A 12,347-nucleotide genomic window follows, 5' to 3' on the forward strand; every position below is an offset into this window, starting at 1 on the left:
CACCTCCACCTTTTTGCCCTGAAACCTGTCTGCCCTGCGGCCCCGCCTGGCACTCCCCACAGGTGAGTGCCAGCCCGCGCCGCGCCCAGTGTACGGCCGTGAGGTACGGCCCCGGCAAGGGCAGCGGCTGCCGAGCGACCGCCACGGGGCTAGCGTCGGCGTATGGACGTGGCACTGGCTTGGGACGAGGCGGGCTGGGAGCGGCTCGCGCCGCATGTGGGGCGGCGGCGCCTCCCGGTCTGGGACTGTACGGCGGGTCTGGTCGTCGGCGGCGAATCGGCGCTGATGATCGAGGCGGGGGCGACCCTGCGCGAGGGGGCGGAGCTGCGCACTCAGGCGCGCGGCATTCTCGGCGGGAGGCGGCGGGTCACGCACCTCGCCCTGACGCACCCGCACTTCGACCATGTGCTCGGTGCGGCGGCGTTCGCGGGCGTGGAGGTGTACGGCGCGGTCGGCCTCGACAAGCTTCTCACCGGGGGCCGCGACGAACTGCGTGCGTCGGCGGTCCGGCACGGGGTCGCCCCGGACGCCGCGGCGGAGGCCGCCGATCTGCTCGTGCGGCCGCATCACGCGGTGTGCGGGGAGTGGACGCTTGACCTGGGCGGCGGGGTGCAGGTCCTGCTGGCGAACGTCGGGCCCGGTCACACGGGGCACGACCTGGCGGTGCTCGTCCCGGCGGGTGCGGGCAGCCCGGAGATCGTCTTCTGCGGCGACCTGGTCGAGGAGTCGGGCGAACCGCAGGCGGGCGATGACGCGGTACCGGAGCGGTGGCCCGCGGCGCTCGACCGGCTCCTCGAACTGGGCGGTCCTGACGCGCTGTACGTGCCGGGGCACGGTGCGGTGGTCGATGCGGCTTTTGTCCGTGCGCAGCGCGCCACACTGGCGGCTCGTTTCGGCGTGTCGTAGCCGGTCGTACGCCTCTTCTCTTATCGTCATGCGAATGCGCCAGTACTCCGCAGACCTCACCCCGCCGTGGAAGAAACCGAAGGCCGTGCCCGAGGTCGCCGCGGAGGCGGACCTCGTGGTGGAGGAGCTGAGCACCGGCTTCTGCGGGGCGGTGATCCGCTGCGAGAAGACGGCGGAGGGTCCGACGGTGACCCTGGAGGACCGCTTCGGCAAGCACCGGGTCTTCCCGATGACTCCGGGCGGTTTCGCCCTGGAGGGCCGGACGGTCACCCTCGTCCGCCCCTCCGCGGCCGCTCCTCTCGTACGTCCCACACGCACCGCGTCCGGCTCGGTGGCCGTACCGGGGGCGCGGGCCCGCGTCGCGCGCGCCGGGCGGATCTATGTGGAGGGGCGGCACGACGCGGAGCTCGTCGAGCGGGTGTGGGGCGACGACCTGCGGATCGAGGGCGTGGTCGTCGAGTACCTGGAGGGCATCGACGACCTCCCGGCGATCGTCACGGAGTTCTCCCCCGGCCCCGACGCCCGCCTGGGCGTCCTGGTGGACCACTTGGTGCCCGGCTCGAAGGAGTCGCGGATCGCGGCGGAGGTGAGTTCTTCCTCCGCGCTGGTGGTGGGGCACCCCTATATCGACGTGTGGGAGGCGGTGAAGCCGTCGTCGGTGGGGATCGCGGCGTGGCCCCGCGTGCCGCGCGGCCAGGACTGGAAGACGGGCGTCTGCGAGGCCCTCGGCTGGCCCCTGAACACGGGGGCCGCGTGGCAGCGGATCCTGGGTTCGGTGCACAGTTACAGGGATCTTGAACCGGCGCTGCTCGGCCGCGTGGAGGAACTGATCGACTTCGTCACGGGCGAGTAGGCGGGCCCCTGGGCCCAGGACGGCTCCGATCCGGCTGACCCGCCGCGGGCCCGGCTGACCCGCCGCTTCGCGGCGCAATCTTTCCCGCCCACCCGCCCGATTGCCCCGCGTCTGCCCACCCCGCCCAGGTGCTGCCTCTTCAGCCCCTCCGGCGTTTGAGGAGCGGGGTCTGGGGCGGAGCCCCAGTTTCGGGAAGGGGCGGGATTGGGGAGAGCCCCGCAGGGCCCGCCCGAACCTCAGTCCACCAAGTCCCGCACCACCGCATCCGCCAGCAACCGCCCCCGCAGAGTCAGCACCGCCCGCCCCTCCTCATAAGGCCCCGCCTCAAGAAGACCATCGGCCAGCGCGCGGCCCGCCGCCGCGAGGCCCTGCGGGCGGAGAAGATCCAACGGACACCCCTCAAGCAGCCGCAGCTCCAGCAGAATCCGCTCCACCCGCCGGTCCTCACCGGCAAGAACCTCCCGCCCCGCCCCCGGCGAGCGCCCCGCGGCCAGCGCCCCCGCATAAGCCCCCGGATGCTTGACGTTCCACCACCGCACACCCCCCACATGGCTATGGGCCCCCGGCCCGGCCCCCCACCAGTCGGCCCCCCGCCAGTACAGCTCGTTGTGCAGGCACCGCCCGGCCTCGGAGGTGGCCCAGTTGGACACCTCGTACCAGGAGAAGCCCGCGCCCGCGAGGACCTCGTCGGCGATCAGATACCGGTCCGCGTGGACGTCGTCGTCCGTCATCGGCACTTCCCCGCGCCGAATGCGCCGCGCCAGCTGCGTGCCCTCCTCGACGATCAGGGCGTAGGCGCTGACGTGGTCAGGCCCGGCGCCGATCGCCGCGTCGAGCGTGGCCCGCCAGTCGTCGTCACTCTCCCCCGGCGTGCCGTAGATCAGGTCGAGGTTGACGTGCTCGAAGCCCGCAGCGCGCGCCTCGGCCACGCACGCCTCGGGGCGCCCGGGCGTGTGCGTACGGTCGAGCACCTTCAGTACGTGCTGCTTGGCGCTCTGCATCCCGAAGGAGACGCGGTTGAAGCCGCCGGCCCGCAGCTCGCTCAGGTAGGCCGGGTCGACGGACTCCGGGTTGGCCTCGGTGGTGATCTCCGCGTCGTCCGCGAGCCCGAATTCCTCCCGGACCGCGCCCAGCATCCGTACGAGGTCGGAGGCGGCCAGGAGCGTGGGCGTACCGCCTCCCACGAAGACGGTACGGACGGGGCGCGGGTCGTCCCCGAGCACCTTCCGTGCGAGCCGCACCTCGTCGATCAAGGTGTCCGCGTAGTTGTCGCGGGAGGCGAGGACGCCGCCGGAGCCGCGCAGCTCGGTCGCCGTGTAGGTGTTGAAGTCGCAGTAGCCGCAGCGCGTGGCGCAGTACGGGACGTGGAGGTAGAAGCCGAGCGGACGGGCCGCCGCTCCCTGCAGGGCGGACGCGGGCAGCGCGCCGTCCTCGGGCATGGGCTCACCATCGGGCAGTGCGGAAGGCATGCCTTCCATTGTCCCGCACCGCGGGCCGACCATTGCCCCGCACCTCGGGCCGACCGGACGCCGCGCGCCGGGCCCCTACTGCGCCTGCAGCACCAGCACCGCCAAGTCGTCGTCCGGCGGCCTCTGTGAGAACTCGTGCACGAGCCTCTTGATCCGTTCCGCCACGAGCCCCGCGTCCATGCCCGCGCAGCTCGCGAGCGCTGTCGCGAGGCCGTCGCCGTCGTCGAACATCTGGCGTCCCGAGCGCCGCTCGGTCACGCCGTCCGTGACGCAGAGCAATGTGTCGCCCGCCCACAGTTCGAAGGTCTCGCTGGTGTACGACGCGTCGTCGACCCCGAGGAGAAGCTGTGGCGTGGCCGCTCCCCGGACCGTTCCGTCGGGGGAGAGAAGGAGCGGCAGGGGGTGCCCGGCGCTCGCGACCGTGCAGCGGACGCCGCCGCCGTCCATGGGCACCAGCTCGCCGTAGAGGAGGGAGAGGAAGCGGGAGGTGGCCCCGTCGGGAGGTACGCCCTGGCCGCCCGCGACCGCGACGACCGCGGCGGCCGCGTCCGCCGCCTCCGTCGCGTCGTCCAGGAGGAGCTGGTTGAGGCGGTCGAGGACCTCGGCGACCTCGTACCCCTCGCGGGCGAGCAGCCGCAGCCACGGCCGGGCGAGGCCGATCACGACGGCCGCCTCGACGCCCTTGCCCTGGACGTCGCCGAGCGCGAAGCACCAGCGGCCCTTGCCCGCCTGGAACACGTCGTAGAAGTCGCCGCCGGGGCCGCCCTTGTCCCGCGGCTCGTAGACCACGCCGCTGTGCATGCCGGGGATGTCCGCGACGGAGCTCGGCAGCAGGCCGCGCTGGAGGACCTGGCTGATGGTGGCCTGGCGCTGATAGCGCCGCGCCGCGCTGATGGCGAGCGCCACGCGGCGGCTGAAGTCCTCGATGAGGCCGGTGACTTCGTCGGCGAACCGGATCATCCCGGCGCGCCCGATGACGAGCGTGCCGAGGGCGCCGCCGCCGGCCGAGAGACGGAACGCCAGGGCCGTGCCGGTCTCCTCGCCGGGCGTCGACTCGCCGGGCATCGACCCGCCGGGCGCCGCCTCGCCGGGCCACGGCACGGGGACGGCTCCGGAGCCCGCCGATTCGGGCAGCTGGGGCGGGTTCTTCTCCAGGCTGCGGCGCAGTTCCTCCATGCGCTGCTCGCTGGCGTGCCAGACGCGGGCGAGCCTGCTCGCGGTGCCGTTGCCGTCGTCGCGGGGCGCGGCCTCCGCCTCGTCGTCGAGCCACACCGCGCACCAGTCGGCGAGCCGCGGCACGAGCAGCTGTCCGGCGAGCGCGGCCACCAGTTCCTCGTCGAACTGCCCGGCGAGCAGGTCCGAGGCCTCGGCGAGGAAGGTGAGCGCCCCGCGGTTGACCCACTCGGTGTCGTGCGTGACGCGTCTGGGCAGCGGCGCGAGGATGTCGCTGCCGCGCAGGCCGCGCTGCATCGCCTGTTCGCTCGCGTACGACTCGATCTCCTGAGGGGCCTGCACGCCCTCGACCGGCAGGCGGGCCCAGACGGACTTGGTGCCGGTGCGGTAGGTGATGCCCCAGGACTCGGAGAGGGCCGAGACGAGCTGCAGGCCGCGGCCGAACTCGGGTGTGCCCGGCGGCTGGGGCACGGGCTCGCTGCGGACCGCGCGTGCCGGATGGTGGTCGGATACCTCGATGACCAGGGAGTCGGTGCTCTCGCCGAGGCCCGCCTCGTCGAGCCGGCACAGCAGCTCGACGGTGGTGCCCGCGTGCACGACGGCGTTCGTGACGAGCTCGCTGACCAGCAGCACGGCATCGTCCGTGACACGGTCGGTGACACCGGCCGCGGCGGGCACGGAGAGTTCCCTCCAGTCGGCTAGCGCTGCTCGCACAAACCTTCGTGCGGCAGCCGGCGCCAACGGGTTTCCGGGCAGCGATGTGCACACCACCGCCGGTGGGCCGGGCTGGTGCCCCGGCTGGGCGGACGCACGGAAAGTGGTCTCCCGTTGCATCGGAATGGACCCCACGTTTCGGCTCCTGAGCAGTTCGGTCGAATACGCCTCAGGCGACACCGACAGAGTGACAGACTGGCCACGCCCATAAGCACCGAGTTACTGAAGTGGGCCGCTATGAGTGAGAACAGTGCTATGCCCGCGCTCGGTTACGGTCGGATTCCGGCACCGAAACCAGCTCCGACACCTTCGCCTGCTTCCGGAGTCGATCCGGACACGGCCTCAGACGCCCTCCGGGAGTCAGCTCCGGAAGTGATTTCCGACCTGCGCCCGCTCCTTGCCGCCATGCGCGCGGCGCGGGACGGGGACTTCACCAAGGTAGCGGTGACCGGCCACGGCCTGACGGCCGAGCTGCACACCGTCTTCAACGAAATGCTCGACCGTTCCCTGCACTTCGACGGCGAACTCTCCCGTGTGCGCCGGGAGATCATCCGGCACGGCCACCTCGACGAGCGGTTCTCCGCGAGTCCGGGGCAGGGCAGCTGGGCCACGCGCATCCATGACGTCAACTCCCTCCTCGACTCGCTGGTCGCGCCCGCGGCCAACGCCACCCGCGTCCTGAACGCGGTCGCGGGCGGTGACCTCACGCAGCGCGTGGACCTGCACGACGGCACCCGTGAACTGCGGGGCGACCTGCGGCGCCTGGGCCGCGCGGTGAACACGATGGTCGACCAGCTGTCGCTCTTCACGGGCGAGGTCACCCGCGTCGCGCGCGAGGTCGGCACGGAGGGGCGGCTCGGCGGTCGCGCCAAGGTGCGTGGCCTTTCGGGCAGTTGGCGTGACGTGACGGAGGCCGTGAACACGATGGCGGCCCGGCTCACCGCACAGGTGCGGGACATCGCCCTGGTGACGACAGCGGTTGCGCAGGGCGACCTGACACGGACAGTGACCGTCGAGGCGACGGGCGAGCTGCTCGAACTGAAGCTGACCGTCAACACGATGGTCGACCAGCTCTCCGCGTTCGCGGCCGAGGTGACGCGTGTGGCCCGCGAGGTCGGCACCGAGGGCCAGTTGGGCGGCCGGGCGCAGGCCCGCGGTGTGTCGGGGGTCTGGAAGGACCTCACGGACAACGTCAACTTCATGGCGTCGAACCTGACCTCCCAGGTGCGCAACATCGCCCAGGTCACCACGGCCGTGGCGAACGGCGACCTGAGCCAGAAGATCACCGTCGACGCCCGGGGCGAGATCCTGGAGCTGAAGTCGACGGTGAACACGATGGTCGACCAGCTCTCGGCGTTCGCGGACGAGGTCACCCGGGTCGCCCGCGAGGTCGGCACGGAGGGCAATCTGGGCGGTCGCGCTCAGGTGCGCGGGGTCTCCGGTGTGTGGAAGGACCTCACCGACAACGTCAACTTCATGGCCGACAACCTCACCTCCCAGGTGCGCAACATCGCCCTGGTGTCGACGGCCGTCGCCCAGGGCGACCTGGGCAAGAAGATCACGGTCGAGGCGAAGGGTGAGATCCTCGAACTGAAATCCACCATCAACACGATGGTGGACCAGCTCTCCGCCTTCGCCGACGAGGTCACCCGGGTCGCCCGCGAGGTCGGCACGGAGGGCAACCTCGGCGGTCAGGCCCAGGTGCGCGGGGTCTCCGGCGTCTGGAAGGACCTCACCGACAACGTCAACTTCATGGCGCTGAACCTCACCTCCCAGGTCCGCAACATCGCCCAGGTCACCACGGCCGTCGCCAACGGCGACCTGTCCAAGATGATCACGGTGACGGCGCGCGGCGAGATCCTGGAGCTGAAGGACACCGTCAACACGATGGTGGAGCAGCTGCGCGCCTTCGCGGACGAGGTGACCCGCGTGGCCCGCGAGGTCGGCACGGACGGCCGGCTCGGCGGGCGGGCCCAGGTGCTCGGCGTATCGGGTGTCTGGAAGGACCTCACGGACAACGTCAATTACATGGCGGACAACCTCACGGGCCAGGTCCGCAACATCGCGCAGGTCGCGACGGCGGTGGCCCAGGGCGACCTCTCCAAGAAGATCGACGTGGACGCGCGCGGCGAGATCCTGGAGCTGAAGACCACCATCAACACCATGGTGGACACGCTGTCCTCCTTCTCCTCCGAGGTCACCCGCGTGGCCCGCGAAGTCGGCTCCGAGGGCCAACTGGGCGGCCAGGCACGCGTCGAGGGCGTCTACGGCACGTGGAAGCGCCTGACGACGAACGTGAACGAACTCGCCCTGAACCTCACCACACAGGTCCGCGCGATCGCCGAGGTCGCGTCGGCCGTGGCCCAGGGCGACATGACCCGCTCCATCACCGTCGAGACCCGGGGCGAGGTCTCCGAGCTCAAGAACAACATCAACGTCATGGTCTCCAACCTCCGCGAGACCACCCGTGCCAAGGACTGGCTGGAGTCGAATCTCGCCCGTCTCGCGGGTCTGATGCAGGGCCACCGGGACCTGATGGAGGTCGCGGACCTGATCCTGCGCGAGCTGACCCCGCTGGTGAACGCCCAGTACGGCGCCTTCTTCCTGGCCGACCCGGACTCCGGGGAGGCCGCGACGCTGCAGACTCCGCCCGTCAAGGGGCTCGCCTTCATCGCCGGGTACGGCTCCGCGCAGGGCTCGGTCGTGGACACGGGCGCGATGCCCGCGCACGGGCTGGTGCGCCAGGCGGCCCTGGAGAAGAAGCGGATCCTCGTCGACGAGGTGCCGCCCGACTACATCAAGATCACTTCGGGGCTCGGGGACGCCGCACCGGCCAGCCTGGTGATCATCCCCATCCTCTTCGAGGACAAGCTGCTCGGCGTGATCGAGCTGGCCACGTTCTCCCGCTTCTCGGACGTGCACCTGGCGTTCTTCGACCAGTTCGTCAGCACGATCGGCGTCGCGATCAACACCATCATCGCCAACTCCCGTACGGAATCACTGCTCAGCGAGTCCCAGCGGCTCGCCACGCAGCTCCAGGACCGCTCGGACGAACTCCAGCTTCAGCAGGCCGAGTTGCAGCGCTCGAACGCGGAACTGGAGGAGAAGGCGGCCCTCCTGGCCACGTCGTCGCAGTACAAGTCGGAGTTCCTCGCGAACATGTCGCACGAGCTGCGCACCCCGCTGAACTCCCTGCTCATCCTGGCCCGGCTGCTCTCCGACAACCCCGACAGCCATCTCTCCGACCAGGAGGTGCAGTTCGCGACCACGATCCACCGCTCGGGCTCCGATCTCCTCCAGCTCATCAACGACATCCTCGACCTGTCGAAGATCGAGGCGGGCCGGATGGACGTACGTCCCAAGAAGCTCCCCCTCATCAAGGTCCTCGACTACGTCCACGCGACGTTCCGCCCCCTCACCCTCGACCGCGGGCTCGCCTTCGAGGTGTCGGTCGGCGAGGACGTGCCGCGCGAGATGTTCTCCGACGAACAGCGGCTCCAGCAGATCCTGCGCAACCTCCTGTCGAACGCGGTCAAGTTCACCGCGAGCGGCCGCGTCGAGCTGCGCGTGAGCCGGGTCAAGAACACCGGCGACATGCGGCTGCACGACGGCAGCGACCGGCTCTCCTTCGCCGTCAAGGACACCGGCATCGGCATCCCGGCCGACCAACTCCCGGCCATCTTCGAGGCGTTCCAGCAGGCAGACGGCACCACCAACCGCAAGTACGGGGGCACCGGCCTCGGCCTCTCCATCAGCCGCGAGATCGCCGGGCTCCTCGGCGGCCGCATCACCGCGGAGAGCAAGCCGGGCCAGGGCTCCACCTTCACGCTGTACGTCCCCGTGGTGCACCCCGGACACGGCGCCGCCGCGGCGGCCTACGCGGCGACCAGGCCACCGGCGCCGACCGAGTCGCACGACGAAGGGGTCACCATGGCCCCGCACGTCTTCCACGAACAGAACGACAGCTGGCCCACCCCCACCAAACTGGAGGAGTACCGGGAGGGGCAGGCCGGACGCATACTCCGCGGGCGCCGCGTCCTGATCGTGGACGACGACATCCGCAACGTCTTCGCGCTCACCCATGTGCTGAGCCGCGTCGGCATGCCCGTCCTCTACGCGGAGAACGGCCGCGAAGGCATCGAGACCCTGGAGCGCAACCCCGACACCGACCTCATCCTGATGGACATCATGATGCCGGAGATGGACGGCTACGAAACCATCGCCGCGATCCGCCGCACACCGCGCTGGAGCGGACTACCGATCATCGCGCTGACCGCCAAGGCGATGCCCGGCGACCGCGAGAAGGCCATCGAACAGGGTGCCACCGACTACGTACCCAAGCCCGTGGACGTCGATCAACTGCTCAACGTCGCCTGCACGCTCCTTGCCCCTGAGAGCAGCGCGGCGGACGAGCCCGACACACCCACGACCCAAGAGACACCCGTTGCAGCGGAACAGGACGGCGCTCACGGCGAGGCCGCTGTTCCGCCGACGTCCGAGTGAGGCACTGTCACCATGAGCACAGAGGTCATGACCGACAACCGCGCAAGCATCCTCCTTGTCGATGACATGGAGGACAATCTGATGGCGCTCGAAGCTGTCCTGGGGTCGCTCAACGAACCTCTGGTACGCGCCCGTTCGGGCGAAGAGGCGATGAAGGCCCTACTGCGGCAACGATTCGCCGTGATCCTCCTGGACGTGCGCATGCCGGGGATGGACGGATTCGAGACCGCGTCGAACATCAAGCGGCTCGACCAGACCAAGGACGTGCCCATCATCTTCCTGACGGGCACCGACAACGACGCGGGCTACGCCTTCCGGGGGTACGCGACGGGCGCGGCGGACTACATGACCAAACCGTTCGACCCCTGGGTGCTGCGTGCCAAGGTCACCGTGTTCCTCGAACTGCACCGCAAGAACCAGCAGTTGGAGAAGATCTTGGCGCGTGAGCAGCAGCAGTTCGACGAACTGGCGGCCCGTCTCTCCGCGATCGAGGCGCACATGGCGGCCAGCAGCCTCAAGGACGTGCTCGAACTGCGCCACCACGTCACGCACATGGAGGAGTTGGTGAAGGAGATGCGGCGCGGGCGGGGCGCCTGACCGGTTGTCGTCGTCCGGCCCGGCATCCCGCCCGCGTACGGATTCCCGCGTACGAAGTCGCGGGCTCAGGCCTCGCGCGAGCCCGCGTACATCTCGTCGATCAGGTGCTGGTACTCACGCTCGACGACCGGTCGCTTCAGCTTCAGGCTCGGCGTCAGCTCGCCGTGCTCGATGTCCAGGTCGCGGGGCAGCAGCTTGAACTTCTTGACGGTCTGCCAGCGCTGCAGGCCTTCGTTGAGCTGCTTGACGTAACCCTCGATGAGCGAGACCGTCGCCGGGTCCGCGACCACGTCGGCGTAGCTCTTGCCGTCGAGGCCGTTGTCCTTGGCCCAGGCCAGGATCGCCGGCTCGTCGAGCGCGATCAGGGCGGTGCAGAAGTTCCGGTCGGCGCCGTGCACCAGGATGTTCGAGACGTACGGGCAGACGGCCTTGAACTGGCCCTCGACCTCGGCGGGCGCGATGTACTTGCCGCCGGACGTCTTGATCAGGTCCTTCTTGCGGTCGGTGATCCGCAGGTAGCCGTCCTCGGACAGCTCACCGATGTCACCGGTGTGGAACCACCCGTCGGACTCCAGGACCTCGGCCGTCTTGTCGTCGAGGCCGTGGTAGCCCTCCATGATGCCGGGGCCGCGCAGCAGGATCTCGCCGTCGTCCGCGATCCGCACCTCGGTGCCGGGCAGCGGCTTGCCGACGGTGCCGGTGCGGTAGGCCTCGCCGGGGTTGACGAAGGACGCGGCGGAGGACTCGGTGAGGCCGTAGCCCTCCAGGATGTGGATGCCCGCGCCGGCGAAGAAGTAGCCGATGTCGGGTGCGAGCGCGGCAGAGCCGGAGACGGCGGCACGCAGGCGCCCGCCGAAGGCCTCGCGCAGCTTGGAGTAGACGAGCGCGTCGGCGGCCTTGTGCTTGGCGCCGAGCCCGAAGGGCACGGACGCCGAGCCGGTCCTGCGGAAGTTGTCCTGGCTGACCTTCGCGTACTCGCGGGAGACCTCGGCGGCCCACAGGAAGATCTTGTACTTGGCGCCGCCACCGGCCCGCGCCTTGGCCGCGACCCCGTTGTAGACCTTCTCGAAGATGCGCGGCACGGCGGCCATGTACGTCGGCTGCACCACCGGAAGATTCTCGATGATCTTGTCCACGCGGCCGTCGACGGCGGTGACGTGCCCCAGCTCGATCTGGCCGGAGGTGAGGACCTTGCCGAAGACGTGTGCGAGCGGCAGCCACAGGTATTGCACGTCGTCCTGGCCGAGGAGGCCGGTCGCCGCGATGGCCTTCGCCATGTACGACCAGTTGTCCTGCGGCAGGCGCACGCCCTTGGGCTTCCCGGTGGTGCCGGAGGTGTAGATGATCGTGGCGAGCTGATCCTTGGTGATCGCCGCGATCCGCTCCTTGACGGCCTCGGGGTTCTTCTCCAGGTGGGCGGCGCCGCGGGCCTCCAGGTCGGCGAGCGTGAGCACCCAGCCCTCGGGGTCGCCCTCGGCGGGTCCCGCGCCCTCGGCGTCGATCACCACGACATGCCGCAGTTCGGGCAGCTCGGCGCGCTTCTCGCGCGCCTTGGCGAGCTGCTCGGCGTTCTCCGCGACGAGCACCCGGCTGCCGGAGTCGGACAGGATGTAAGTGGATTCCTCGGCATTGGTCTGCGGATACACCGTGGTGGTGGCCGCGCCCGCGCAGAGGATGCCGAGGTCGGCGAGGATCCACTCGACTCGCGTGGACGAGGCGAGCGCGACACGCTCCTCGGGCGCGAGGCCGAGCTCGATCAGGCCCGCCGCGATGGCGTAGACCCGCTCGGCGGCCTGCGCCCAGCTCAGCGACTTCCATTCGTCGGGGCCCTCGCCCGAGGCGGCCGGCACCGGATAGCGGTAGGCCTCGGCGTCGGGCGTGGCCGCCACGCGCTCAAGGAAGAGATGGGCCACGGAAGGCGGACGGTTCTCGATCAAGGTCTGTGTGTCGCTCACGACATCCTCCGGACCCGCGACAATGCGGCGACTGGCTGGCGGCTGCTGGTCTTGTTTAACTTGCGAGTAACCTACGAGCAGTGATCAGAGTAGAGCGCTGAAGCCCGCCACGTAAGGGGCTTCTGCCTGTCACTTCATACAAGAACGGGTCCGCCGCGCAAGAGCGCGACGGACCCG

The 12,347-nt window shown here is 70.2% G+C and carries 7 protein-coding genes; 4 read left to right on the plus strand and 3 right to left on the minus strand.

Annotation, left to right across the window (positions count from 1 at the left end; all coding sequences use genetic code 11):
* The first annotated feature begins 162 nt into the window (after nucleotides 1-162).
* Nucleotides 163-906, plus strand: coding sequence for an MBL fold metallo-hydrolase (locus tag ABZ906_RS17465; RefSeq protein WP_361189119.1), 744 nt, complete (start codon nucleotides 163-165; stop codon nucleotides 904-906).
* A 34-nt stretch (nucleotides 907-940) separates the two neighbouring features.
* Nucleotides 941-1,759 carry a DUF3097 domain-containing protein gene (locus tag ABZ906_RS17470; protein WP_361382906.1) on the plus strand — a complete coding sequence of 273 codons (819 nt, stop codon included), beginning with the start codon at nucleotides 941-943 and terminating at the stop codon, nucleotides 1,757-1,759.
* A 236-nt stretch (nucleotides 1,760-1,995) separates the two neighbouring features.
* Here ABZ906_RS17470 and hemW read toward each other — a convergent pair whose 3' ends face one another.
* Both hemW and ABZ906_RS17480 read right to left on the minus strand, forming a co-directional pair.
* Complete coding sequence (gene hemW, locus ABZ906_RS17475) at nucleotides 1,996-3,228, minus strand: radical SAM family heme chaperone HemW (protein WP_361382909.1); 1,233 nt, start codon at nucleotides 3,226-3,228, stop codon at nucleotides 1,996-1,998.
* A gap of 75 nt (nucleotides 3,229-3,303) precedes the next feature.
* On the minus strand, nucleotides 3,304-5,235 hold the full coding sequence (locus ABZ906_RS17480) for an ATP-binding SpoIIE family protein phosphatase (RefSeq protein WP_361383275.1): 1,932 nt from the start codon (nucleotides 5,233-5,235) through the stop codon (nucleotides 3,304-3,306).
* Nucleotides 5,236-5,520: 285 nt separating this feature from the next.
* On the opposite strand from ABZ906_RS17480, the gene ABZ906_RS17485 reads away from it, so the two are divergent.
* Both ABZ906_RS17485 and ABZ906_RS17490 read left to right on the plus strand, forming a co-directional pair.
* Nucleotides 5,521-9,618, plus strand: coding sequence for a HAMP domain-containing protein (locus ABZ906_RS17485; RefSeq protein WP_361383278.1), 4,098 nt, complete (start codon nucleotides 5,521-5,523; stop codon nucleotides 9,616-9,618).
* Nucleotides 9,619-9,630: 12 nt separating this feature from the next.
* A complete protein-coding gene (locus ABZ906_RS17490; protein WP_361189112.1) occupies nucleotides 9,631-10,215 on the plus strand; it encodes a response regulator in 585 nt (194 codons plus the stop codon).
* A gap of 65 nt (nucleotides 10,216-10,280) precedes the next feature.
* Here the strand turns inward: ABZ906_RS17490 and ABZ906_RS17495 are convergent, their stop codons facing one another.
* Complete coding sequence (locus ABZ906_RS17495) at nucleotides 10,281-12,170, minus strand: AMP-dependent synthetase/ligase (protein ID WP_361382912.1); 1,890 nt, start codon at nucleotides 12,168-12,170, stop codon at nucleotides 10,281-10,283.
* Between the last annotated feature and the right edge of the window lie 177 nt (nucleotides 12,171-12,347).

Source organism: Streptomyces sp. NPDC046925 (genome assembly GCF_040644915.1).
Taxonomy (GTDB): Bacteria; Actinomycetota; Actinomycetes; order Streptomycetales; family Streptomycetaceae; genus Streptomyces.

Bases quoted from the DNA above. Each gene is read 5' to 3' on its own strand.
- ABZ906_RS17470 (WP_361382906.1), top strand. From the start codon at position 941: ATGCGCCAGTACTCCGCAGACCTCACCCCGCCGTGGAAGAAACCGAAG.
- ABZ906_RS17485 (WP_361383278.1), top strand. From the start codon at position 5,521: ATGCGCGCGGCGCGGGACGGGGACTTCACCAAGGTAGCGGTGACCGGC.
- ABZ906_RS17465 (WP_361189119.1), top strand. From the start codon at position 163: ATGGACGTGGCACTGGCTTGGGACGAGGCGGGCTGGGAGCGGCTCGCG.
- ABZ906_RS17490 (WP_361189112.1), top strand. From the start codon at position 9,631: ATGAGCACAGAGGTCATGACCGACAACCGCGCAAGCATCCTCCTTGTC.
- ABZ906_RS17480 (WP_361383275.1), bottom strand. From the start codon at position 5,235: ATGCAACGGGAGACCACTTTCCGTGCGTCCGCCCAGCCGGGGCACCAG.
- hemW (WP_361382909.1), bottom strand. From the start codon at position 3,228: ATGCCTTCCGCACTGCCCGATGGTGAGCCCATGCCCGAGGACGGCGCG.